The organism is Abyssisolibacter fermentans (assembly GCF_001559865.1).
GTDB classification, from domain to species: Bacteria; Bacillota; Clostridia; order Tissierellales; family MCWD3; genus Abyssisolibacter; species Abyssisolibacter fermentans.
Genome location: NZ_LOHE01000002.1, coordinates 107,044 through 131,823, shown reverse-complemented (window position 1 = coordinate 131,823; position 24,780 = coordinate 107,044). Strand labels below are relative to the sequence as shown.

At 29.0% G+C, this 24,780-nt stretch carries 24 protein-coding genes; 2 read left to right on the top strand and 22 right to left on the bottom strand.

Translation table 11 applies throughout. The features are described 5' to 3' along the window. Positions 1 to 3 precede the first annotated feature (3 nt). The 10 genes from yqfC to AYC61_RS20495 form a co-directional block, all read right to left on the bottom strand. Positions 4 to 270 (bottom strand): sporulation protein YqfC, encoded by a 267-nt coding sequence (gene yqfC / locus AYC61_RS00750; RefSeq protein ID WP_066495436.1) that lies wholly within the window; start codon positions 268 to 270, stop codon positions 4 to 6. A gap of 405 nt (positions 271 to 675) precedes the next feature. Beyond that, positions 676 to 1,119, bottom strand: a complete 444-nt coding sequence (locus AYC61_RS00745; RefSeq protein WP_066495353.1) for a hypothetical protein — start codon at positions 1,117 to 1,119, stop codon at positions 676 to 678. Between the two features lie 33 nt (positions 1,120 to 1,152). Then, the gene (floA, locus tag AYC61_RS00740) at positions 1,153 to 2,139 is read right to left on the bottom strand and encodes a flotillin-like protein FloA (protein WP_066495343.1); all 987 of its coding nucleotides are present in this window, start codon (positions 2,137 to 2,139) and stop codon (positions 1,153 to 1,155) included. A 233-nt stretch (positions 2,140 to 2,372) separates the two neighbouring features. After that, a complete protein-coding gene (locus AYC61_RS00735; RefSeq protein WP_066495342.1) occupies positions 2,373 to 3,656 on the bottom strand; it encodes an NfeD family protein in 1,284 nt (427 codons plus the stop codon). Positions 3,657 to 4,459: 803 nt separating this feature from the next. Then, positions 4,460 to 5,803 (bottom strand): S8 family serine peptidase, encoded by a 1,344-nt coding sequence (locus AYC61_RS00730; protein WP_066495340.1) that lies wholly within the window; start codon positions 5,801 to 5,803, stop codon positions 4,460 to 4,462. Positions 5,804 to 6,065: 262 nt separating this feature from the next. After that, on the bottom strand, positions 6,066 to 6,509 hold the full coding sequence (locus tag AYC61_RS00725) for a GatB/YqeY domain-containing protein (protein WP_066495329.1): 444 nt from the start codon (positions 6,507 to 6,509) through the stop codon (positions 6,066 to 6,068). A gap of 12 nt (positions 6,510 to 6,521) precedes the next feature. Continuing rightward, positions 6,522 to 6,701, bottom strand: coding sequence for a 30S ribosomal protein S21 (gene rpsU / locus AYC61_RS00720; protein WP_066495326.1), 180 nt, complete (start codon positions 6,699 to 6,701; stop codon positions 6,522 to 6,524). Between the two features lie 109 nt (positions 6,702 to 6,810). After that, positions 6,811 to 7,155: a histidine triad nucleotide-binding protein gene (locus AYC61_RS00715; RefSeq protein WP_066495322.1), complete on the bottom strand. Its 345-nt coding sequence runs from the start codon at positions 7,153 to 7,155 to the stop codon at positions 6,811 to 6,813. A gap of 244 nt (positions 7,156 to 7,399) precedes the next feature. After that, a complete protein-coding gene (mtaB, locus tag AYC61_RS00710; protein WP_066495319.1) occupies positions 7,400 to 8,764 on the bottom strand; it encodes a tRNA (N(6)-L-threonylcarbamoyladenosine(37)-C(2))-methylthiotransferase MtaB in 1,365 nt (454 codons plus the stop codon). A 477-nt stretch (positions 8,765 to 9,241) separates the two neighbouring features. Then, entirely contained in the window at positions 9,242 to 9,577 is a 336-nt protein-coding gene (locus AYC61_RS20495) for a helix-turn-helix domain-containing protein (RefSeq protein ID WP_082759708.1), read from the bottom strand. 217 nt (positions 9,578 to 9,794) lie between these two features. Here AYC61_RS20495 and AYC61_RS00700 point away from each other — a divergent pair, with 217 nt between their 5' ends. Then, on the top strand, positions 9,795 to 10,022 hold the full coding sequence (locus tag AYC61_RS00700) for a helix-turn-helix transcriptional regulator (protein ID WP_242866718.1): 228 nt from the start codon (positions 9,795 to 9,797) through the stop codon (positions 10,020 to 10,022). A gap of 516 nt (positions 10,023 to 10,538) precedes the next feature. Here the strand turns inward: AYC61_RS00700 and AYC61_RS00695 are convergent. The 12 genes from AYC61_RS00695 to gpr form a co-directional block, all read right to left on the bottom strand. Next, a complete protein-coding gene (locus AYC61_RS00695) occupies positions 10,539 to 11,279 on the bottom strand; it encodes a 16S rRNA (uracil(1498)-N(3))-methyltransferase (RefSeq protein WP_066495316.1) in 741 nt (246 codons plus the stop codon). Then, positions 11,272 to 12,231 (bottom strand): 50S ribosomal protein L11 methyltransferase, encoded by a 960-nt coding sequence (gene prmA / locus AYC61_RS00690; RefSeq protein ID WP_066495312.1) that lies wholly within the window; start codon positions 12,229 to 12,231, stop codon positions 11,272 to 11,274. Before prmA ends, AYC61_RS00695 begins: the two co-directional genes overlap by 8 nt. 288 nt (positions 12,232 to 12,519) lie before the next feature. Continuing rightward, positions 12,520 to 13,656, bottom strand: coding sequence for a molecular chaperone DnaJ (dnaJ, locus tag AYC61_RS00685; protein WP_066495309.1), 1,137 nt, complete (start codon positions 13,654 to 13,656; stop codon positions 12,520 to 12,522). 181 nt (positions 13,657 to 13,837) lie between these two features. Continuing rightward, positions 13,838 to 15,694: a molecular chaperone DnaK gene (gene dnaK / locus AYC61_RS00680; RefSeq protein WP_066495307.1), complete on the bottom strand. Its 1,857-nt coding sequence runs from the start codon at positions 15,692 to 15,694 to the stop codon at positions 13,838 to 13,840. A gap of 20 nt (positions 15,695 to 15,714) precedes the next feature. Next, complete coding sequence (gene grpE, locus AYC61_RS00675; protein WP_066495305.1) at positions 15,715 to 16,242, bottom strand: nucleotide exchange factor GrpE; 528 nt, start codon at positions 16,240 to 16,242, stop codon at positions 15,715 to 15,717. Between the two features lie 93 nt (positions 16,243 to 16,335). Next, positions 16,336 to 17,379, bottom strand: coding sequence for a heat-inducible transcriptional repressor HrcA (gene hrcA / locus AYC61_RS00670; protein WP_066495304.1), 1,044 nt, complete (start codon positions 17,377 to 17,379; stop codon positions 16,336 to 16,338). A gap of 177 nt (positions 17,380 to 17,556) precedes the next feature. Beyond that, the gene (gene hemW / locus AYC61_RS00665; RefSeq protein WP_066495302.1) at positions 17,557 to 18,690 is read right to left on the bottom strand and encodes a radical SAM family heme chaperone HemW; all 1,134 of its coding nucleotides are present in this window, start codon (positions 18,688 to 18,690) and stop codon (positions 17,557 to 17,559) included. Between the two features lie 103 nt (positions 18,691 to 18,793). After that, on the bottom strand, positions 18,794 to 20,602 hold the full coding sequence (lepA, locus tag AYC61_RS00660; RefSeq protein WP_066495299.1) for a translation elongation factor 4: 1,809 nt from the start codon (positions 20,600 to 20,602) through the stop codon (positions 18,794 to 18,796). A gap of 214 nt (positions 20,603 to 20,816) precedes the next feature. Beyond that, positions 20,817 to 21,140, bottom strand: coding sequence for a hypothetical protein (locus AYC61_RS00655; RefSeq protein ID WP_066495296.1), 324 nt, complete (start codon positions 21,138 to 21,140; stop codon positions 20,817 to 20,819). Positions 21,141 to 21,205: 65 nt separating this feature from the next. Then, positions 21,206 to 21,742, bottom strand: coding sequence for a signal peptidase I (gene lepB / locus AYC61_RS00650; RefSeq protein ID WP_066495291.1), 537 nt, complete (start codon positions 21,740 to 21,742; stop codon positions 21,206 to 21,208). Positions 21,743 to 21,823: 81 nt separating this feature from the next. Beyond that, a complete protein-coding gene (gene spoIIP, locus AYC61_RS00645) occupies positions 21,824 to 23,104 on the bottom strand; it encodes a stage II sporulation protein P (protein WP_066495287.1) in 1,281 nt (426 codons plus the stop codon). Between the two features lie 93 nt (positions 23,105 to 23,197). After that, positions 23,198 to 24,172 (bottom strand): GPR endopeptidase, encoded by a 975-nt coding sequence (gpr, locus tag AYC61_RS00640; RefSeq protein ID WP_066495285.1) that lies wholly within the window; start codon positions 24,170 to 24,172, stop codon positions 23,198 to 23,200. 202 nt (positions 24,173 to 24,374) lie between these two features. Here gpr and rpsT point away from each other — a divergent pair, with 202 nt between their 5' ends. After that, complete coding sequence (gene rpsT, locus AYC61_RS00635) at positions 24,375 to 24,638, top strand: 30S ribosomal protein S20 (protein ID WP_066495283.1); 264 nt, start codon at positions 24,375 to 24,377, stop codon at positions 24,636 to 24,638. The last annotated feature ends 142 nt before the right edge of the window (positions 24,639 to 24,780 follow it).

The window sequence follows — 24,780 nt, the reverse complement described above, 5'->3', positions numbered from 1 at the left end:
CTCTCAATTCAAATACTCAATCTCGTTAATAATTCCAGTAATAATTATTTCTTCGCTTACTATTGTCCTAATAAACATATCATTACCTAATATTTTGACAATTCCACCTTTATACTTAACTCTAATAATTGTTTTACTATATTCTAATATACCTTTGTGATTTTCTATATAAGCTTGAATATTGCCAATAACAGTTATTTTAGGCAAATCCATAACAATGTCTTTTGGTAATTCTAAAACATCTGATATATCATTCTTAATTTGATTCATTTTTTTCACAGAAAAGCCCTCCTTTATATAAAATTATGAATAATAAAGCTTTTGTATTACTTGTATGTAAGTAGAAAAAAAAAAAATCTCCTTAATTGATAGAAGATTTTTAGTTTCCTATATATTGCAAACTCTGATTGTTCATAGAAAATTATGAGCAGGGAATTAAAATCTATGATTTCTTATGAATCACATACTCCTATGACTGAAATAAGTAATAAATTTCATATTAGGTAAAAATAGGAGATTGACTAACAAGACAACCTTATGTTTATAAGATATACATTAAAGAGACGATATACCAACTCGATCTGCCTTCGAATTCACTGAAATCTTATAATTTCAAAAGCTTACAGCATATTTTCGGGATTTATATGAATAATTAGGGTTAAAAAAACTCGGCTATTAACCGAGTCTTTTTAAGCTTTTAGGCTTACCTAATATTTCTGACATGATTATACCTTTTATTACATCATCTTTATTAAATGATAAAAAAGGTTCACTTTTAATACTTTTATTATTATTATTGATATTTTCAGATAAATCATATGTATTTGCTATATCTTTATCATTATTATGACTTATCGCTCTATTACTATCATAACTATTATTATTAGTTTCTACTAAAATCGTTCGTTCTTCATAATCAGATGAATTTTGATTAACTATTTTTCTAGTTTTCTTTTTTTGATTAGTTTTGTTAACTGTTGAATTAACAGCATTTCTAACTACATTCTTTTGCTTTGTTGTTTTTTTATTACTATTTTGGCCTTTGGTAGCTTTATTTACTTTCCTTATGATAAAGTATGCAAAAGCAAAAAATGTCAAAACATCAATGATAGTTTCCATAATCTAATCCTTCCTTAACCCCTTCAACCATTCTTATTTTTGAGTATCATCTTTATCTAAATTTAAGTTTGATATTGATTTTCTCATATCAGTATCTGCTACTATATTTTTCATATTATAATAATCCATAACTCCTAAATTTCCTTTTTCAAATGCTTTAGCTATAGCTAATGGTATTTCAGCTTCCGCTTCAACAACCTTAGCTCTCATAGATTGTACCTCTGCTATCATTTCTTGTTCTTTAGCAACTGCCATAGCTCTTCTTTCTTCTGCTTTAGCTTGTGCTATTCTCTTATCAGCTTCTGCTTGATCTGTTTGTAATTGAGCACCTATATTTCTTCCAACATCTACATCTGCAACATCTATTGATAATATTTCAAATGCAGTTCCTGCATCTAATCCTTTCTCTAACACTGTCTGAGATATTAAATCAGGATTCTCTAAAACTAACTTATGAGTTACAGCACTACCTACTGTAGTTACTATACCTTCACCTACTCTGGCTATGATTGTTTCTTCACCAGCACCACCAACTAATCTTTCAATATTAGCTCTCAATGTTACCTTTGCCTTTACCATAACCTCAATACCATCTTTAGCTACTGCAGCTACCTTTGGAGTTTCGATAACCTTAGGGTTAACACTTACTCTAACAGCTTCTAAAACATTTCTACCAGCTAAATCAATTGCTGCTGCTCTTTCAAAAGGAAGTGCTATATCTGCTCTTTGTGCAGCTATTAACGCATCTACAACAGTATTTACATTACCTCCAGCTAAATAATGTGCTTCTAACTCATTTACTGATAAATTCAAACCTGCCTTAGTTGCCTTTATAAGAGGATTAACTATTCTAGAAGGTATAACTCTTCTAAACCTCATTCCTACAAGTGTAAATAATCCTATCTTAACACCTGAGAAGTAAGCAGTTATCCATAATCCAACTGGTATGAAACTAAATAACAGTGTTAAAAAGATTATCACTGCAACAACAATGATTATTAAAAATACAAATCCATTCATTACAAAACCTCCCTATATATTATCCCAGATTCTTCATAGAAATTTAAATGCTTTTTTAATGAAGCTCATTCTACAAATAAGTAAGCAGCAAATCAGAAACTCATTCCATGTCGGTATGCCTTCAAATTCACTGAAATCTTATAATTCAGAAGCCTACAACATATACTCAAAGTTAAATGAATAATCAGGGATTGTTATTAAAACCTTTAATTATATAATTCACTTATGTTTACCTATTTAATAACCTCTACGACTACACGTCTACCTTCAATTTTAATAATTTTAACTTTATCACCTTTTTTAATAAACTGTCCTTCTGATACTGCGTCTATTCTTTTATCCTCAATCTTTATTGTTCCTGCTGGTCTTAATGCTGTTAAAACGATACCTTCTTTGCCAAGCAAATTTTCTTTTGATTCTGTGCTTGTATATTTATCACCTTGCTTTTTTGACAATACAAGCTTATCAAAATATGGACTTCTCTGCCCGTATTTTATAAATATAACAGCAAAAACAATACTTATAATAAATGCCATAACTAATGAAATGACTGCTTGTTGTATATCTCTTGATGCTAATATAATTGAAATAACAATACTTGCTAAACCTCCAACTCCAGGTATTCCAAAACCTGGTATCATTAACTCTATAATTAAAAGTATTATACCAACTACAAACATAATAATAGCTGCATAACCAGAATTACCAGCCATAATACTTGCCCAGAAGAAACATCCAAATGCTAGTACACTTAAAGTTCCTCCTGCTCCAAAACCTGGAGTGAAAACCTCTATAATCATACCTATAAACCCTATAGCGAGTAGTATTGCTGCAAACAATGGATTGGATACAACCTGTGCTACTTTATTTTTAATAGTTATATCAGATACAACAATTTTATTGTATTTAATATCTTCAAAGTTATCCAATATTTCTGAGTAACTATCAGCTATAACATCAGCTAATCCAAGTCTTTTTGCATCTTCATAATTTAGATTAAGAAGTTTACCTTTTTCTACAACATCATTTATGTATATTTCCTTATCAGCCATTGAAGCTATTAATAGATCATCTCTACCCTTTAATTTAGCTGTAGCTCTTAATTGTTCTACCCACATTGATAATGTTTTAGGATTGTTTGGTATCGGCTCAGCAGAGCCTATTGTCGCTCCATTGGCCATAGCTACTTTATCTCCTGCAATAGTTATTAATACTCCTGCAGATTCGGCTTTTTTATTAACATATGTTATTGTAGGTACATCAACTGATAAAATCAATTCTTTGATTTTTTCTGCTTCTACAATATATCCACCATATGTATCAATATCAAAAATTACTGTACTGAAATTACCTTCTTTTATAGTATCAATGTTTTCTTTGACATATTGATAATTAGCTTTATTTATTTCACCATGTATTGGAATTACATATGCATCTCCATCATTCTGAGCATAAGCAATACCTTGGCTTAAAACTATTAAAATTATTAAAGCATATAACCAACGAGTTATCTTCATATAAAATCTCCTTTCTAATATAACCTATTAGCATATTATTATTATATTATATTACAATTAATATAAATTTACTATGTTTTTGTAAAAATATATATAAAACATTGTATAAGCCAATGATTACCGTAAATATGCTATATAGTAATGTAAAAAATTATTGGAACCAATAACAGCAATAAGTGGCTTCCATCTCGTTAATATTGGTTACTCATATGTATATCTATCTAAATATCAAACCAATAATTTTTTCACGACATTGATACCTATATTTTTTATCCTCATACAATCAACAAAATGTAGACCGCGTGAAAAAAATGTCTTGTATAGCTTCAACACAAAACATTGAGCAATACTTTCTTCAAAGTTTACTATAGCTATTAAACAATTATTTTGAACAAAAGTGGAAATTTCTTATTATAAACTATAAAGGTGCAATTTAAAATACATTTAATACCAGTTTGAATGTTAAACATAAATTACATTATTAACTAGCAACCAATATAGTTACTAGGAGACATGCAGGGTTTCTTTCTAAGGAACATTGGTGTGCATGTTTTTTCCTTCCACTATTGATCAGAAAAAACATGTACACCACAGTGACGAGAAAGATTCCTGCATGGCTCCCTCGCCACATACTATAGAGTTGAAATAAATTTAAATAATTTAATTTTTAACTATAGAAAAACTTGGAAGCATTGGTTGGTTTTTAAATCGTAAAATTTTCTAGTGTTTTTGCACTTTTATAGTTATAAAATAAAGGATTTGTCTCAAACTACAATAAAAATTTCTGAGACGAATTCCCCTTTTTATTCTAATTCTTCTAACCTTTTCATCAGATCAACGGGATTTATTATTCTTGTTTCATATTTACTTCCATCCTTTTCTATTTCCCTTGCTATACCTGTATTATATGCTTCATCCCAAAAAATTTCTGGAGTTATATCTGGTTTAACCTGACACGACAATACATATAATCCTGCAATATATGGTACAGCCCAGCTCCAGCCACCTTCTCGATAAAATACATAATCGTCATTTCCTGAAGAACCAGCTATGGCTCTACTATCAATTGGAACTGCCAACACTTGTTTCTCTTTTATTTTGTCAAACTCTGATGCATAAAACTCATCATAATCATCAACATGATTAACTTTAGAAATCCACTTATCCCATGGGATTATTGAATAAGACTCAAAATCATCAGGGTCCTTCATAGGCTCTCGAGCAAGTCCATGAAAATGGAATTTTTCATTATATTGAGGCAAACTACATGATATAACAAAAATGCCTTCATCATTTGCTTTTTCTATAGCTTTTACCATTTCTTCATAACCATTTGATTTTTCTGGATTCCATGCTGAAGATATTGAAATAGCTCTTATCTTTTTATCGTTTTCTAAAGATTTATTTAAATCTATAATTCGTTCAATGCATTGAGCTGTATATGAGAAATTCGTAATTAATTTTTTTTCTTTTTTACTTGACTCATAATTCTGACTTGCAATGAAATATAAATCTGCTTCAGGTGCTACACCTGTTGTTTTTCCTACTACTAATGACGCTACACCAGGTCCATGAAAATGAGCTCTCTTGCTAGAGTGATGAATCTCTTCATACATTTTTAATCTATCTTTGTATTCAACATGATCTACTAGTAAAGCATAATCTATAATAGCTATTCCAACACCTTTACCTGTAATACCTTCATTATGTAAACTCCTAATATTTAATCCAGGATTCTTTCCAATTTCCATTATCTTATCTGGGTCAAATCCTTTTGGAAGCTCTATAGGCCATATTGTTTGACTATCAAAAAGTGAATTCATCAAATCATATAGTCTATCGCTAACATCCCATGTTGATAAATCACCACTTCGTAAATCTACTTGCCAAACCCAATTTGCATTTTCATCGTATTTAGGTAATTCTTTTAAATCAAAACATTTTTTTAGATTTTGAGGTGAAGGATGACGAGTTATTTTTAATTCAACCACATTTTCACTGTTCTCATTCTCATCATTCGTTTGGTTTTCTTGTTCTTTAAGTGTTGATGTATCATCATTGTTAATATCATTATACCTTTTAATATTTTGAGGTGTACAACTTGTTAAAGCTAACATAATAATTAGTAATAAAGCTATTCGTTTCACCAAAGCCCCCCTTTAATGTATGAATTTACTTATTTAAATAATTATATATTCTTATGTTAACACCTTCATTTATTAATATTATTTAACATTTAAACTTCAAATTAGCAAAAACCAAAATTTTTATCACTTTTTTCAAATATAATAAAAATATCTTCCTAAATTCATAATAAATGCTGCTACTTGTTTATTAAATGCATTTTTATAAATTTTTTGAATATTAAATAAGACCTGAATACATAATATGTACTCAGGTCTTATATGATTATCCTAATATTTGCTTAACATAACTATTAACAACGCTACCGTCTGCTCTTCCTTTGATTCTAGGCATCAATTTACCCATAATCTTACCCATGTCTTTCATACTAGTAGCATTAACTTCATGTACAACTTCTTTAACTATAGCCTCGATTTCTTCATTAGACAACTGTTCTGGTAGATATTCCATTAGAATTTCAATTTCTTTTTTAGTATTTTCTACTAAATCATCTCTTCCACCTTTTTCAAAACTTTCAATGGAATCTTTTTTTTGCTTAACTTGCTTAGAAATGATTTCTATAATTTGTTCATCATTTAACTGTATTCTCTCATCTACCTCTTTTTGCTTAATTCCAGCTCTAACCATTGTTATAGCATTCTTTCGAAGTTTATTCTTTTGTCTCATAGATTGCTTCAAATCATCCATAAGCTTTTCTTTAAGAGACATAAATTTCACCTCTTATCTTCTTTTATTCTTTCTCCTAGCCGCTTCTGCTTTTTTCTTACGCTTTACGCTGGGCTTTTCATAATGCTCTCTTTTTCTAAGCTCAGATAGTACTCCACTTCTAGAACATTGTCTTTTAAATCTTCTAAGAGCATTATCTAGAGTTTCATTTTCCCCTACTTTAATCTCTGCCATGAACTTCTCCCTCCCCTCGCTTACTGCTATATTCCACCTTAGGGATGCAGTAAATGAAAATAGGCACTAAATCATTATACCTCAAATTTTAGTTAAATGCAAATATGAATTAACCTGGAGGCCATTTTAAATTTCTACCACCTAAAACATGATAGTGTAAATGCTTTACACTCTGCCCACCTAATTCTCCACAATTAGTTATTACTCTATATCCATCTCTATCTATTTTTAAATCCTTTGCTATTTTTTTAATAACAAGATGTATTTCTTTAATAATTTCGCAATTATCTTGATTTATATCATTTAGAGACTCTATATGCACTTTAGGTATAACTAATATATGTACGGGAGCCTGCGGATCTATATCATTGAATGCAAGAACTTTTTCATTTTCAAACACCTTATCACAAGGTATTTCGCCATTTATAATCTTACAAAATAGACAGTCTGACATATATCTCACCTCCTTTTAAATAAAACTCCTAATGTTTCTTTGTAGGAGTAATTATTTTACTCCAAATCAAAATTTGGGTTCCTGCATAAGGTTTTTACACATTCAATATATCATATTCTATAAATAATCTGTAAATTCCTTTATTTATATAGATTTCTACTATAAACTTCAATATTTTGTTGTCTGTTGGATTTTATATAATCCTAATCATTTTAAATCCTATTTATTTATAAAATAATTATTACTATTCAATAATAGTTCCTGTCAACATCTCTCCATCAATAGCATCTATCTTCAAATTATAAATACTATGTAATTTAGATACATTTCCTTTTGTTATTACTTCAATATAATTTTTTGTATGTCCTTTAATAATATCATTACCATAAGCTTGTTCAAATAATACATTTACCTCTAAATTAATAAATTTATTTAAAAATTTCATAGTTAATCCTCTAGCAATATCTGTAAGAATTTTGCTTCTTTCAGTCTTCACGCTATTTAACACCTGTTCTTTATAAGAAGCTGCTGGAGTCCCCTTTCTAGGAGAATATTTGAATACATGAATCTTTGAAAAACCTATCTTTTTTGCAAATTCACAAGTGATTTTAAAATCCTCATCAGTCTCTCCAGGAAAACCAACTATGATATCAGTAGTAATTCCAGCATTAGGCATATATTTTCTAATTGTATCAACATTTTGACTATATTGCTGAGTTGTATATTTTCTATTCATCCTTTTTAAGATCTTGTCACAACCACTTTGTAAGGATAAATGAAAATGATCACAAACCTTTGGTAACTTATGAATTCTTTGCATAAAATCTTCTGTGATTAAATTTGGTTCTAATGAACCCAATCTTATTCTCTCTAATCCATCTGTATCATGTATCTGCTCAATAACATCAATTAATTTGCCCTTATTTAAGTCTTTACCATAGGATGCAATATGTATTCCTGTTAACACAATCTCTTTAAATCCATTAGCACATAGTTTTTTTACTTCGGCTTTAATATTATCTATTTCTCTGCTTCTTATTCTTCCTCTTGCATATGGTATAATGCAATATGAACAATATTGATTACATCCCTCTTGTATTTTAAGATATGCTCTTGTTCTATCCTTAATTGAAGTTATTGATAGCTCTTCAAACTCATCTATATCCATTATATCATTAACTGCATTAATTTTTCTTTTTTCTTTCAAAAATTCCTCACAATACTCTACGATATTCTTTCTATCATTAGTTCCTAAAACTATATCTACATCTTTCATTGAACTAACTTCTTCTGGTGCTATTTGAGAATAACATCCTACCACTGCAATTATCGAGTTTTTATTGCATTTCTTAGCTTTTCTGATAAATTGCCTTGACTTTCTTTCACCCAAATTAGTCACTGTACATGTATTTATCACATAAATGTCTGCACCCTTTTCGGGTTCAACAACTTCATAACCAGCTTTTTCAAATAATTCTGCCATAGCTTCAGTTTCATACTGATTGACTTTGCAGCCTAATGTAAACATAGCTACTAATTTTTTTCTTGAATATCGCTTGTAAAATTCTTCATTGTTAAGTAGCATATCTGCAATTTCATTATTAACCATTATATTCCTCCCAAACATCCAATATCTCAGATTATTCATAGGATAATTTTCTGTAATCTTTAAAAATTAACACCTTATTGTCATAACCAATTAATAATACAATATTTATATTATACCTCTTAATGTGCATTCGTAATCATTCATGAAAAGAGACTAACGTTTTTGTATGCTAGTCTCATAATCTTTCTTTTAAATAACAAATTCACTGTAATTATAACACTTATACAAGTATATATTCAACTCTAAGAATTTCTATCGATTCAGTTAGAAATAATCTGTTTTAAGATCCATCTTATTTATACAATATATTACTAAACCCAAATTATTCACAGAAAATTAAATACTCTGTATTAAATGAAACTCATTCTTAGAATAAGTAAGCAATTCACATAAAATCGTAGATTTTAGTTCTCTGCTCATAATTCAGAATTAGGCAGCGTACTATTTAAAGCTTCGTGGAATAATAAGTATAATTTATCATTTTTTAATATTATCTATTATTTTGAGTATTTTTTCAATATCTTCAGGTGTTATATTATTATCCTTAAATTTTTTAGCTAAGGCAATATATTCTACACCTATCTCTTTTAACTCCTCATTAGTTAAATCTGGCTTATAGTTAACCTTGCCTATTAAATAATCTGTAGTGACATCAAAATAATTAGCAATTTTAAGTAATACTTCATAGCTAGGTTTTCGAGCTTTAGTTTCATACATTCCTATCATTGATGTACTTACACCAACAGCCTTACCAAGTTCTACTTGAGTAATATTTTTTTCTTTTCTTAAACTTTTAATTCTCTCACCTATCATGCCTGACCCCCATAAATTATCACTGCTAGTTCATAATATTATTATAACTAATAGTAATAAAAATAGCAACATTACCATCGATGACAATTTATGTTATTTAAAGGTATTCTGAGTAATATCAAGTAAATGGTACCTATTTCCATTTTATGAATTATTTTGAGTCTTGAAAAATAACACTAATAGTTGTATTATTGAATAAAGAGTCTACGAAGGGAGGATGATTGTTATAGCTAATCATATTACCAAACTGAGAAAAAAAGCAGGTTTCTACAATGTTAAACAAGCTGCTCTAAAACTAAAAATTAGCACTAGTATGCTGTATCAAATAGAAAGTGGGTATAAAAGACCTAGCGCTAGCTTAGGTATGAGAATGTCATATTTATTTAATTGCACATTAGAAGATATTTTTTTGCCATATAATACAACTCATAGTGGTAATACATAATTATAAAAAAATACTAGAACTCAATAAAACTATTATTAAGTTTATTATCATTTAAATTTGAAATAAAGTTGGAGAAAGCAATATGGAGAATTCTATATGAGAATTAATTAAGAATGAAACTCCTACTCACTTTGTTTCTAGGAGTAAGCGATTCATATCAAATAAATTTTGGTTCTTTGTTTAAAAAAGCTGAAACCTAAGAATTAAGCATTAAGAATAGTAATTAATGTGCTTTTCAGTATTTTCAATCAAAGCAGAAAATCTTCACTCCATAATTTTGCTTATATTTTTAAATAAACAAAATAATATTATTTTATAAACTTTAAACAATGGTTCGTTAAAATTAAACTTGTTAAGTATTTATAGGCCTGTCTCAAAATGTCAACTAGTTTATCTTCAAAAACGATTGAAGTTTGAGGAAAAAACATAATTTTCAACAAAATCCAAATTTGCAATTTTGAGACAAGCCTAAACAACAAGTTTCTCTTTTTTAATTCATTTAATGAAAGTATTATTCTACCCTAAATCTCCAAGTTCATACATTATAGCAGATATAGTAACAAACCCTGCTGTTTCTGTTCTAAGTATTCTTGGACCTAATGTTACTATTGATGAATTTTTTTTCTCTAATATTTGAATCTCTTCTTCTTCAAATCCACCTTCAGGACCAATAATAACGCATATACTATCAGTATTTATGTTTTTTAAAACATCTTTAATTCCAGTATCTTTTTCATTTTCATATGGTACTATAACATTATCAAAAGCATTAAACAATTCCGTCATTTGCATAAAAGATATTACTTCATTAATTTTCGGTATAAAACCTCTTTTACTTTGCTTCGCTGCTTCATAAGCTATTCTATTCCATCTCTCTACTTTTTTATTTTCTTTTTTTAGATCAGTTATTTTCGATACACATCTTTTCATCTGTACAGGATATATTTGATATACACCAAGTTCCACAGCTTTTTGAATTATTAAATCCATTTTTTGTCCTTTTGTTAGAGCTTGAAATAATGTAATTTTAATATTACTTTCTCTACTAATATCACATTTAGAGATAATATCACATAAGACTAATGTCTTATTGATGTTACATATCTTGGCTATGTATTCATTATTTTGTCCATCGCATATCGAGATTTTATCACCTATTTTTAATCTTAGGACATTTTTTATATGCTTTACATCATCTCCATAAATCTCTACTTTATTATCATCAATATAGTTTTTATCAACAAAAAATCTATTCATATGTTACCTCATTTATTTTTGATACTACGCAAGCCCATTCACCCATTACTGTTTCATCTATGATTTTTAAACCATTTTTAACTAATTCGTTTTTTACTTCTTTCAATTTATCAATTATTATTCCAGAAGCTATGAATACTCCATCATCTTCTAAAAATTTATCAATATCTTTAGAAATTACATTTATAATATTTGCTACTATATTTGCTACTACTATATTTGCTTTACAATCAATGTTATCAAGCATGTTTCCACTCTTAATCTGAACTACATTTGCTACACCGTTTTTTCTCACGTTTTCTCTAGCTACTTTTACACACTCTTCATCTAAATCAACACCAACTACACTTATCGCTCCTAACTTAGCAGCACCTATAGAAAGCACTCCTGTCCCACAACCTACATCTATAACTGTATCTAAATTATGAACGTGTTTTTCTAATTGTCTAATACACATTATTGTTGTCTCATGTGTCCCAGTTCCAAAAGCAGTACCGGGATCTATTTCAATAATTAATTCATCATCTTTCTTTTGGTATTTTTCCCATGAAGGCTTAATAACAACTTTTTCGCCTATCTTCTTTGGTTTATAATATTTTTTCCATACTTTTGACCAATCTTGATTCTCTATTTCGGTAGTTGTTACTTCTGTTATTTCTCCCAATCCTTTGTTTAAACAATATTGCGGTATTTTTTCAACATTTTCTTTTATTAATTCAATCTTATCTTTTAAATCTTCACTTTCTTCAAAATATCCCTTTACTATTACACCTTCAAAATCTTGGTCCAGTAGTTTTGAGTCAATATAATCCCATGATTCATTCTCACTACTTGCTATAATATCATTTGGATCTTCTATAACTAAACCTCCAATTCCAACCTCATATAAAATATTAGACACAATTTCGACAGCTTCAGTAGTTGTTTTTATCTGGACCTCAATCCACTTCATAATTTCACATCCTTTTATTTTAACCCTGATTATACATTAATTTAATATTATCCATATATTTCTTATATATGGTAAATCACGGTATGTTTAATATATTTTAATATCTATGAATAATCTGAGTTTAATATTAACATGTCTTGTTTATTTATTATACCCTATATTGGTTTAAAAAACCAGTCAACATGGTGCTTTATTAGGCAACAAAGATAATAACACAAAGCAAAAACTATATCTTTCTTCTTTGTTTAACAAAAAATCATCCCATAATGGAATGATTTACTTGTATTTTTATGCTCCAAAAACATCCTTCACTTTATCAAAGAAACTCCTTTTTTGTTCATAGACTTTTTCTCCAGCCTCTTTAGCAAAATCTCTCAAGATATCCTTTTGTTTTTTATTAAGATTTTTTGGAACTTCAATATTTACTTTAACATATTGATCCCCTCTACCATAACCTCTTAAGCTAGGTATACCTTTACCTCTAAGCCTAAAAACTGTACCTGTTTGCGTTCCTTCTGGAATTTTGTATTTAACTTTTCCATCTAAAGTTGGTACTTCTACTTCATCTCCTAATGTAGCTTGAACAAATGTTATTGGATATTCACAAATAACATCATTACCTTCTCTTTTAAATATTTTATGAGATAATACATTTATATAAATATATAAGTCCCCTCTACTTCCTCCTCTTTCTCCAAGCTCTCCCTCACCTCTGAGAGGAATTACTGAACCTGTATCTACACCAGCAGGAATTTTTATAGATATTGTCTTAGTTTTTTTCTGCTTACCAGTTCCTCTACATGCTTTACATGGAGTTTCAATAACCTCTCCTGTACCATTACAAGCCTCACATGTTTTAACGTTAACGAACTGTCCAAATGGTGTATTTTGTGAATATCTAACTTCTCCACTTCCACCACATGTAGAACAAGTTTTTTTGCTTGTTCCTGGTTTAGCACCTGTACCATTACATTCTTTACAATTCTCTGATCTTGTAACTTCAATTTTTTTGTCTGTTCCAAAAGCTGCCTCTTTAAATGATATATTAACTCTATATTTCAAATCAGGACCTTTTCTAGGACCAGTTTTACTGCTTCTTGATGAAGAAAAACCTCCTCCAAAGATATCTCCAAAAATGTCGCCAAAAATATCTCCAAAGCCATCAAACCCTTGGCCACCAAATCCGCCACCAGCTTGACCATTCACTCCTGCATGACCAAATTGATCATATCTTTTTCTTTTATCTGAATTACTTAATACTTCATATGCCTCATTTATTTCCTTAAATTTCACTTCAGCTTCTTTATTATCAGGATTTAAATCAGGGTGATATTGTTTAGCTAATTTTCTAAATGCTTTTTTAATTTCTTGCTCATTTGCTCCTTTTTGAATCCCTAAAACTTCGTAATAATCCCTTTTTCCCATTTTACCACCTTTTCATATCTATGATTAGATTATCCATAGAAAATCAAATATTATATCCAAACTATAGCTTTAGTCTAATTATAGCATATAGGATATATTCAAGTACATGAACAATCAAGTTATTTTTATAACCAAAAACCAAAGCCAAACCATCTTAAGATTTAGCTTTGGTATATCTTATTTACTTATCATCATCTACTACTTCATAATCAGCATCTACAATATCATCGTCAGCAGCGCCAGCATTACCTTGCTGTGGTCCTTGCTGTTGTCCTTGAGCTTGCCCAGCTTGTTGTTGAGCCGCTGCTTGCTCATACATTTTTTGTGATACTTGATGGAATTCAGTTGTTAATTCCTCTGTCTTAGCTTTTATCTCATCTACATTATCTGTTTCTAAAGCTTTCTTTAATTCTTCTGCTTTAGCCTGAACTTTAGCTTTTTCATCTTCTGATATTTTTCCTTCTAAATCTTTTAGTGTTTTTTCTGTTTGATAAACCAAAGAATTAGCATTATTAATAGTTTCTATTTTCTCTTTTTTCTTCTTATCTTCTTCAGCATGTAATTCAGCTTCTTGAACTTTAGCCTTGATATCTTCTTCACTTAAATTAGTAGAAGCTGTTATTGTAATTTTTTGTTCTTTACCAGTTCCTAAATCTTTAGCAGATACATTTACAATACCATTTGCATCTATATCAAATGTTACTTCAATTTGTGGTATTCCTCTTGGAGCTGGAGCTATACCAGACAATTGGAATCTTCCTAATGTTACATTGTCAGCTGCCATTTTTCTTTCGCCTTGTAATATGTGTATATCAACAGCATTTTGGTTATCAGCTGCAGTTGAGAATATTTGACTTTTCTTTGTTGGTATTGTAGTATTTCTTTCAATCAAGTTAGTGCAAACTCCACCTAAAGTCTCAATACCCAATGACAATGGTGTAACATCAAGTAACAAGACGTCTTTTACTTCTCCACTTAATACACCAGCTTGTATTGCTGCTCCTAAAGCTACACATTCATCAGGATTAACTCCTTTATGAGGATCTTTGCCAGTTAATTTTTTAACTGCTTCTTGTACAGCAGGTATTCTTGTTGATCCACCTACTAATATTACTTTATCTATATCTGATGGATTTAATCCTCCATCTTTTAATGCATTTCTAGTTGGTCCTAATGTTCTTTCTACTAAACTTGCTGAAAGTTCTTCAAATTTAGCTCTTGTTAAATCAATATTTAAATGTAATGGTCCAGATTGATTAGCAGTTATAAATGGTAAATTAATGTTTGTAGTCATTACAGTAGATAATTCTTTTTTAGCTTTTTCACTAGCTTCTTTTAGTCTTTGTAATGACATCTTATCATTTCTTAAATCTATGCCATATTCTTTTTTGAAATTTTCTGCTAAGTAATCCATAATAACTTGATCAAAATCATCTCCACCTAAGTGATTATCTCCCTTTGTAGAAATAACTTCAAATACTCCATCACCAAGCTCTAATATTGAAACGTCAAATGTACCTCCACCTAAGTCAAATACCATTATTTTATGTTGATTATCATCTTTATCTAAACCGTATGCTAATGAAGCGGCAGTTGGTTCATTTATAATTCTTTGTACATTTAATCCGGCTATTCTACCAGCGTCTTTTGTTGCCTGTCTTTGACTATCAGTAAAATATGCTGGCACTGTTATAACTGCATCAGTTACTTTATCTCCTAAATAATTTTCTGCATCGCTTTTTAGTTTTTGTAAAATCATTGCAGAAATATCTTGAGGAGTTAAATTTTTATCATCTATTTTCACTTTATAATCTGTACCCATATTTCTTTTAATAGATGCAATTGTTCTATCAGGGTTTGTTATAGCTTGTCTTTTAGCAGTTTCCCCTACTAATCTCTCTCCATCTTTAGTAAATGCCACTATAGATGGTGTTGTTCTATTTCCTTCTACATTAGCTATAACTAATGGTTCTCCACCTTCCATAACTGCTACACATGAGTTAGTTGTTCCTAAATCAATACCTATTATTTTAGCCATTTTAAATCCTCCTATTTTCTTTATTTAGATACTTTTACCACACTTGGTCTTATTACTCTGTCATATAATTTATAACCCTTCTGAAATACTTCGATTACAGTATCTTCACCATATTCATCACAAGCTTCTTGCATAACTGCATGATGTAAATTCGGGTCAAATTTGCAATTCAATGCTTTAATTTCTTCTAAATGATTTTTGTTAAATATATCAATTATTTGTTTATATACCATTTCAATACCTTTGTATAAATTATCTTTTTGCGTATCTTCATCTACTGATTCTAATGCTCTTTCAATGTTATCTAATGAAACCAATAAATCAGTTATTAGCGCTTGATTCGCATATTTACTAAGAGATTGTTTTTCTTTTTCAACTCTCTTTCTATAATTGATAAAATCTGCTTGCAGTCTTATGTATCTATCGTTAAGCTCTGCTAATTCCTTCTCATAATTTTTTTCTTGCTCTTCTCCTTGTTCTTCTTCACAAGAATACTCTTTATCACTAGCTTCTTCACTTATATCTTTTTTTGTTTCACTCTTACACATTTGACTCACCCCTCTATGCAATGTTTGTATATATTAAGACTATAGCCATATTATCACATTTCAAAGGTGCAAGATTCTATATCCCACACCCTTTTAATCAAGAAAATATTTTGATAAAATGTCATTCAAATCCCTAGCCATAAGTTTAACTATGGGAATAACCTTAGAATATTCCATTCTAGTCGGGCCAATAAGTCCTATCTTTCCTATAGTCATACCATTCATTTTATAAGTTGCAGTTATTAAACTACAGTTTTTGATTTCATCATATTCATTTTCATTACCTATTATAACCTCAATATCATTCTTATTGTCTCTTAACAACATTTCAGTAATTGTTTCTTTATCTTCCAAAAATGAAATGATTTCTTTTGCTTTACAAATATCATTATACTCAGCATAATCGAATATTTTATTTACTCCATCAGTATAGTATTTTATATTATCTAATTCATCAATTGTATTATAGAGTGTAGGTATTATATCTGATACTATGTTGTGTAAATCATTAACTTCTTTAACTATTGTATTAATTACTTCCCTATTTATTATTATAGGTAAGTCTCCTATGTTTTTGTTCTTTAACTTAGTATTTAATAAATTTGTAATTATACTTAATTGTTCCTCATTTGCACTATGACTAAGTCTAATTATTGTATTTTTAACAATACCAGTACTAGTAACAAAAACAACTAATATTCTATACTCATCTAATAACACTAGCTGTATATGCTTTAACTTGCTAGCTTTTAAATTTGGAGCTACAGCTAATGTAGTATATCGGGTTAAATCAGATAATATATTTAAGCTTGACTGTACTAACTGCTCTATTTCACTTATACTATTTAAGAGGTTCTTTTTAATATTTTGCTTTTTCACATTTTCAATATTCTTAAACTCAATTAAACTATCTACATACAATCTATAGGCCTTATCAGATGGAATTCTACCAGCTGAAGTATAAGGTTGAAATAAATATCCTAATTCTTCTAAATCTGACATTTCATTTCTAATCGTAGCAGGACTAATTCCTAAAGAATATTTCTTGGAAATAGTTCTCGATCCTACAGGTTCACCATTAGTTATATAACTATGTATTATAGCCTGAAGGATTTTCATCTTTCTATCATTTTTCATACACATCGCCTACCAATCTAATACCAATCTTAGTGTTATTTGATAGTTAACCTTATCTATTTCATAATATTTTTCAATTATTAGCACTCTCTCTTATTGAGTGCTAATACTTTCTGTTTTTAAATTATCATTGAATTTAATATTTGTCAATACCTTTTATACATTTTTTTTAAAATTTTATGGCATTAGCTCGCAAAATATCTGATTTGATAAATCAAGTCCACGTCTAGTTAATTTAATTCTATTTTTTTCTGTACTCAACAAACCATTTTTGTGATATTTTTCTATAACTTCTCTATAAACATCAAATATACTTACTTCAAATTTATTTCTAAAATCATCTATATCTATACCTTCTATAAGTCTTAAACCTAATATTGTATATTCGGCCATTTTATCCTTTTCAATATTACAAATATCATTTATAGGCTTTATACCTTGATCTAGATTTTTAAAATAATCTTCAAAGTTTTCATTATTACTCCATCGATTATTGCCTATATTTGAATGTGCAGCTAATCCAAAACCTAAATAAGGCTTAAGTTTCCAATATATTAAATTATGTTTACATTCATAATTTTTTTTACTGAAATTTGATATTTCATAATGATGATAACCATTAGCCTCTAGAAAATCTATTGATTCATGATACATTTCTCTTTCAACATCTTCATTAGGCAGTATAAGCTCTCCTTTTTCATATTTCCTATAAAATGGTGTGTTTTCTTCAAGCTTTAAACTATATAATGAAATATGTTCTACATCTAACTCAACAGTTTTTTGTAGTGTATTCATTACATCATCTATACTTTGCAAAGGTAAATTGAACATTATATCGAAGTTTACATTATCAAAACCACTTTCTCTAATATCGTGGTAAGCCTTTAAGACAGTTTTTTGATCATGTATTCTACCAATACTCTTTAGTAATCTATCATTAAGAGATTGTACTCCCATACTAATCCTGTTTATTCCACAACTTTTATACACTCTAAGCTTATCTTTATCAATAGAACTAGGATTTGCTTCTATAGATATTTCTATATCATTATCTAAATTAAATACTTTATTTGTTTTATCCAATATCTGATAGATATATTTACTATCTATGGACGATGGAGTCCCTCCACCAATAAAAATACTTGTCACTTTATAGTCTGCTAACTGAGAAGTATACAACTTTATCTCACTCATTACATACTTAATATACGTTTCTATTATATGTTCCATACGAGGAAATGATATAAAGTCACAATAGTAGCATTTACTTTTACAAAATGGTATATGAAAATATAAACCAATCTGTTTCATATCTCCAACTCCTCTATCCTCTTTATAAACTACTTTTTTATTTTTTATGAAGGAAACTGCCTCTAAATCATCTAGAGACAGCTCCTTAATTTATTTAAAGGCATTATTTTTTTTCATCAAATTTTAAAACAGCTAAAAAGGCATCTTGTGGAACTTCAACACTTCCGATTTGTCTCATTCTTTTCTTACCTTCTTTTTGTTTAGCAAGTAGCTTTTTCTTTCTTGATATATCCCCACCATAGCATTTAGCTAGTACATCTTTTCTTAAAGCTTTTATAGTTTCTCTAGCTATAACTTTAGTTCCTATCGACGCTTGTATTGGAACTGCAAATAAATGTCTTGGTATTACATCTTTTAGCCTTTCACAAATCATTCTAGCTCTTTCGTAAGCTTTCTCTTCATGAGCAATTATTGAAAAAGCATCTACCATCTCTTTATTTATCAAAATATCCAATTTAACAAGTTCTGATCTCTTATAACCTTTTAGTTCATAATCTAAAGAAGCGTACCCTTTTGTCTTTGATTTTAAAGCATCAAAGAAATCATAAATAACTTCATTTAAAGGAATTTCATATTTCATCGACACTCTTGTTTCTTCAAGATACTCCATATCTTTAAAGATAGCTCTTCTATTTTGACATAGCTCCATAATTTGTCCAACAAAATCTGTTGGAGACATTATAGTAGCATTAACTACAGGCTCTTCCATATATTCTATTTCTTGCACAGGTGGTAAATTTGTTGGATTTTGTATCGCTAACATTTCTCCGTCAGTCTTCATTACATTATATAAAACACTTGGTGCTGTAGTTATGATATTTAAATCAAATTCTCTTTCTAAACGTTCTTGAATAATTTCCAAATGTAATAATCCTAAAAAACCACATCTAAATCCAAATCCTAAAGCTACAGAATTTTCTGGCTCAAATATCAATGCTGCATCGTTAACTTGTAATTTTTCAAGTGCATCTCTGACATTATTGTAATCTTCACCTTCAGCAGGATATACCCCGCAAAAAACCATAGGAGTAACTTTTTTATAGCCTGGTAAAGGCTCGTCTGTTGGATTATTTGCTTCAGTAATAGTATCACCTACTCTAGCATCTCTGACATTTTTTATACTAGCTGCAATATATCCAACATCACCTGCTTCCAATTTATCTACTGGCATCATCTTGGGACAACATACACCTACTTCAGTAACTTCAAATTCAGTCTTCGTTGCCATCATTTTTATTTTTGTACCTTTCTTAACTGTACCTTCAACAACTCTTGAATAAGCAATAACACCTCTATATGAATCATAATATGAATCAAATATTAACGCCTTTAATGATGCATTCTTATCTCCCTCAGGTGGTGGTATAAGGTTTACTATGTTTTCTAGCACATCTTTTATATTAATACCTTCTTTTGCAGATATTAAAGGTGCCTGTGAAGCATCTAGTCCTATTATATCTTCTATTTCTTTTTTTATTTCATCTGGTCTAGCACTTGGTAAATCAATTTTGTTAATAACTGGAACTATCTCTAAATCCTGATCTAACGCAAGATAAACATTTGCAAGTGTTTGAGCCTCTATACCTTGAGCTGCATCTACAACTAAAACTGCACCTTCACATGCAGCAAGACTTCTAGAAACTTCATAATTAAAATCAACATGACCTGGAGTGTCTATTAGATTTAATATATATTCTTCTCCATCCTTAGCTTTATATATAAGTCTTATAGACTGCAATTTTATAGTTATGCCGCGTTCTTTTTCCAAATCCATATTATCTAATACTTGATCTGTCATCTCTCTTTTGGTTAATAATCCCGTTTCTTCAATCAATCTATCCGCCAATGTAGATTTACCATGATCTATATGTGCAACAATTGAAAAATTTCTTATTCTACTTTGTCTGTTCATGTAATTCCTCCTTACTCTCACTATTAATATGGAAGTAATCTTTATCAATTATATCATAAGATTTTTTTAGTTGAAATAGATACTTTTAAAGTAATACTTTTTTTAACCCTGATTTTTCATATACCGTTGTATAATCAGGTCCACTGCTTATGAATATTCTAGAACTATAAAAGAGAAAAACATATTGTTCTTCTCTTACAAATCTCAATAATAATTAATTTATAATGCTGTCTAATGCTTTTTTAAAATAATCAATAACATTGATCGATTTTTGCACTATAAGCTCTTTGCATTGCAAAATGTCTTCTTTTTCTATTATGTGAACCTTACCAAATAGTTCAATAATATATTTATTATTAAAACAGCTGATATCTACAACCTTTTTTTTATTTATACACATAAGCTCTGCAAAACTATTATCTACAATTATTATCCCTACTATTAAAAGACATATAATACCTATAATAACCACAGACTTCTTTCTTCTAATCCGTCTATATTTTCTTTTTTGTTCATACCTATTCATCCTACTATCCATAATAAATCACCACTTAATTATTATAGACATATTATTACTTTGGTATACTTTAACTAGCTTTTAAGCTAATGCAAAACACCAAATCTCTCTCCAAATGGAAAATATCTAAATACTGCTCTACCCTTTACAGCTTCTTCTTTTACTGTTCCAAAATATCTACTATCTTTACTAGCTCCTAATTCCCTATTATCTCCTAGTACAAAAATTTCACCTTGTGGTACTTGAATACTGATATCGCCTTGTGTATCTATATCTTGTTTAATATAATCCTCTTCATAAAGTTCTCCATTGACATACACATGACCATTTTTAATTTCAACAAGGTCTCCTTCTACTCCAGCTATTCGTTTAATATAATCTTTATCAGGATCATCTGGAGCTTCTATAACAACTATATCTCCTCTTTGAGGAGTTTTTAAAAGATATCCTATTTTATTTGTGAAAAGTCTATCTTTATTATGTAATGTTGGAAACATCGAACTCCCAACTACATATGTTGTATCAAACAAAAACATCTTTATTACAAAAGCTATAACTACCGCTAAGGCTATACTCTTAACCCATTCCATAACCTCTTTTTTTATATTTGTTTCTTTACTCATTGCCTACACCTCCAAAACATGGCTAAAACAATTATAACACTTTTATAGACAAATGAAAAGTTCACTTTTTAACTTGAATTATCAGGGTTCAATAATATTTTTTAGTGCCATATCTAATACATTAGCTAATAAAACAGAGGTGTTTTTTGCTTCTTCTATTGTATTTAAATTACTTCCAACTTCTAATAACATTGAGAAATCGCTCAAAAACAAATTGTATTTACCATAAGGTTTGATTACCAACCCTTTGCATAACCCTGGATACATCCTTTCCGATATAGCCATTATATATTTTGCAAATTTAATTAGTTCTTCTTTATTAGGACAATCAGCTCCAATAACAAACTTAAATGTTGCTGCTTGTTTGTTATTTACACATACTTTACTTTCGTCTATTGATTTGCTAATATATGCTGCATTTGAAGGCACTCCATCTCTATGTATGTCAATTAAAACTTTTATATTTTTTTCTTTTTTAATTTCTTTCTTTATAGTTGCCAATGATCTACTATAAGATTTATTATACGATGGCAAGTCGTGATAAATTTGTACCTGCTTTGTATTATGTCCTTTTTTATTTAATGTATTATTTATAATTTCACCCACTTCCATAACACTATATTCTTTCTTTTTAGAGTGAAAATTATCATCTTTTATTGGTAAATACACTTCTGTTGCATGTGTGTGATATATTAATATATAAGGCTTTTCTTTATTTATACAAAGGTCCCCATTAAAATTCAATTCGTTCTTTATTTTCTTTATTTCATCAGCAGTCAGTTTCCCACTTACAGAACTTAATCCATCCGTAGTATCATCTATTATTATTATATCATCAAGCAATATATCTTTAGCTACATCTGGATTAATCTCCTGAGCGTCTTTTATCTCTTCTAAAAGTGGTGTAGAATCTATTTTACATACAGTAGCAACTAAAGAATCATTACTATTTTCAATACTCTTTATAGCTTCGTTATTATCGATTTTATATTTTTTTACTATATCATTAAATATAAATAAATTGTTAGCTATATAATTTTGAACTTTTTCTAGATTCAATAAATATACAAAACCACTTTTAATAAGACTTTGTTCATTTTTTTCATGACTAACATCCGAATAAGTAATTTGCATAAATGAATTGTTTGACATTATTAAATTCAAAAAAAAATCGCAACCTTTTGCATCTAATTTGTCTTTAATTACAACTTCCTTATACTTTGGAGTTATAGCTTGTACAGAGCATTTATTAGATATATTATTATTAACATAAAAAAAACCTGTAACAAAAATAATTAAACATACACTAGCAATTATTACATATTGAAAGCCTTTATCCTTAACAAGTATTCTCTTAGACATATAAACACTCCTCTGAAATATACCTTATCCGATTTAGTTATCATTATTTTAGTATATAAAATTTATATTCCAGAGAAGTTATATTTATGAGTACTAATTTACATACCTATTTACGTCTTTTAAGTCTATACCGTGATGAAGCGAAATGTTCAGTCCATTTGCAATTACTAGAGAAATATCATCTATTACTGTATCTATCTCTTTAGGAGTTACCATTACATTACCCATATATGGCATTAGAACCTCAGAAATTAATTGATGCTTATCCTGTTGGCTCATTTCTCCTAATAAATCATAAAACTCTCCACCTTTTTCTGTATGTGTTTTCATTTCTTTAACTATAAGATCAATAGTATCATTAACCATTGTAGCGGCATCAACTACTGTAGGCACTCCTATTGCATAAACCGGAACTCCTAAATATTCTTTATTTAGAGATTTTCTATTATTACCAACTCCAGCACCTGGATTTATACCAGTATCACTTATTTGTATAGTAGTACTTACTCTTTCCATTTTTCTAGATGCTAATGCATCAATTGCTACGACAATATCTGGCTTTGTTTTTTCAACTATTCCTTTTATGATTTCTCCTGTTTCTATACCTGTAATACCCATTACACCTGGTGCAATAGCTGATACATCCGTCATAGTTTCATCTTCTGATTTGTTATATGCTTTGAAAAAATGCCTAGTAACAAATACTTTACCTATTACTCTTGGACCTAATGCATCTGGCGTTACATTCCAATTGCCTAACCCTACTATCAAGCTTTTTGTGTGTTTATTAGTATTTATTAATGTTTTTAGCTCTTTCGCTAATACTTGACTTATCTCATCTTTTAAATCCTGATCAGCTTGTTTTAGACCTGCTGCTTCTATCGTTATGTAACTTCCCATTTTTTTGCCTAATTTTTCTTCTCCATCTTTATTTAATATCTTTACTCTTGTAATTTTATACTCTTTTTCTTCTTCTACATTTACTTCAACTCCTGATATCTCAACATTATTTTTTTCTCTATACATTTCTCTAGTTTCTATAGCTAAATCTGTTCTAATTTGTAGCATAAGTCCACCTCCTACAGTATATATATTTAACTCATTATTTTTATATTTACTCTAATTATAAAATTTATACTAAAATTCTCCTAAACTCTACTATTACTAATTAGAAAACATCAAATAAAACACATATATAAATTTAACCCTTGCATTATAGTGCTATTCATGGTAAAATACTGTTTGTTAATCTGTAAAGGAGGTGTACTAATTGGCTAATATTAAATCAGCTAAGAAAAGAATTAGTGTTATAAATACTAAAACAGCTCAAAATAGACAAAGAAAATCTGAAATCAAGACTTATATTAAAAAGCTTGATAAAGCTATAGAAGGTAAAAACTTTGAAGAAGCAAAAATATTATTGAAAACAATTGAGAAGAAGCTTGATAAAGCTGCTGCAAAAGGTACTTATCACAAAAAAACTGTTGCAAGAAAAATAAGCAGACTTACAAAACATATAAACGCTGCTATGTAATTACCTTGAAAACTCACGTGAATTTTCAAAACTTCGGGAAAAACACCGAAGTTTTTTTGTTATTATATATAATCCCAGATTATTCATAGAAAATCAAATACTTTTTTTAATGAAGCTCATATTCTACGAATGAGTAAGCGAC

Excerpts from the sequence above, each read along its gene's own strand:
- yqfC (WP_066495436.1), bottom strand. The coding sequence starts at position 270 with ATGAATCAAATTAAGAATGATATATCAGATGTTTTAGAATTACCAAAA.
- AYC61_RS00745 (WP_066495353.1), bottom strand. The coding sequence starts at position 1,119 with ATGGAAACTATCATTGATGTTTTGACATTTTTTGCTTTTGCATACTTT.
- floA (WP_066495343.1), bottom strand. The coding sequence starts at position 2,139 with ATGAATGGATTTGTATTTTTAATAATCATTGTTGTTGCAGTGATAATC.
- AYC61_RS00735 (WP_066495342.1), bottom strand. The coding sequence starts at position 3,656 with ATGAAGATAACTCGTTGGTTATATGCTTTAATAATTTTAATAGTTTTA.
- AYC61_RS00725 (WP_066495329.1), bottom strand. The coding sequence starts at position 6,509 with ATGTCTCTTAAAGAAAAGCTTATGGATGATTTGAAGCAATCTATGAGA.
- rpsU (WP_066495326.1), bottom strand. The coding sequence starts at position 6,701 with ATGGCAGAGATTAAAGTAGGGGAAAATGAAACTCTAGATAATGCTCTT.
- AYC61_RS00715 (WP_066495322.1), bottom strand. The coding sequence starts at position 7,155 with ATGTCAGACTGTCTATTTTGTAAGATTATAAATGGCGAAATACCTTGT.
- mtaB (WP_066495319.1), bottom strand. The coding sequence starts at position 8,764 with ATGGTTAATAATGAAATTGCAGATATGCTACTTAACAATGAAGAATTT.
- AYC61_RS20495 (WP_082759708.1), bottom strand. The coding sequence starts at position 9,577 with ATGATAGGTGAGAGAATTAAAAGTTTAAGAAAAGAAAAAAATATTACT.
- AYC61_RS00700 (WP_242866718.1), top strand. The coding sequence starts at position 9,795 with ATGATTGTTATAGCTAATCATATTACCAAACTGAGAAAAAAAGCAGGT.
- AYC61_RS00695 (WP_066495316.1), bottom strand. The coding sequence starts at position 11,279 with ATGAATAGATTTTTTGTTGATAAAAACTATATTGATGATAATAAAGTA.
- prmA (WP_066495312.1), bottom strand. The coding sequence starts at position 12,231 with ATGAAGTGGATTGAGGTCCAGATAAAAACAACTACTGAAGCTGTCGAA.
- dnaJ (WP_066495309.1), bottom strand. The coding sequence starts at position 13,656 with ATGGGAAAAAGGGATTATTACGAAGTTTTAGGGATTCAAAAAGGAGCA.
- dnaK (WP_066495307.1), bottom strand. The coding sequence starts at position 15,694 with ATGGCTAAAATAATAGGTATTGATTTAGGAACAACTAACTCATGTGTA.
- grpE (WP_066495305.1), bottom strand. The coding sequence starts at position 16,242 with ATGTGTAAGAGTGAAACAAAAAAAGATATAAGTGAAGAAGCTAGTGAT.
- hrcA (WP_066495304.1), bottom strand. The coding sequence starts at position 17,379 with ATGAAAAATGATAGAAAGATGAAAATCCTTCAGGCTATAATACATAGT.
- hemW (WP_066495302.1), bottom strand. The coding sequence starts at position 18,690 with ATGAAACAGATTGGTTTATATTTTCATATACCATTTTGTAAAAGTAAA.
- lepA (WP_066495299.1), bottom strand. The coding sequence starts at position 20,602 with ATGAACAGACAAAGTAGAATAAGAAATTTTTCAATTGTTGCACATATA.
- AYC61_RS00655 (WP_066495296.1), bottom strand. The coding sequence starts at position 21,140 with ATGGATAGTAGGATGAATAGGTATGAACAAAAAAGAAAATATAGACGG.
- lepB (WP_066495291.1), bottom strand. The coding sequence starts at position 21,742 with ATGAGTAAAGAAACAAATATAAAAAAAGAGGTTATGGAATGGGTTAAG.
- spoIIP (WP_066495287.1), bottom strand. The coding sequence starts at position 23,104 with ATGTCTAAGAGAATACTTGTTAAGGATAAAGGCTTTCAATATGTAATA.
- gpr (WP_066495285.1), bottom strand. The coding sequence starts at position 24,172 with ATGCTACAAATTAGAACAGATTTAGCTATAGAAACTAGAGAAATGTAT.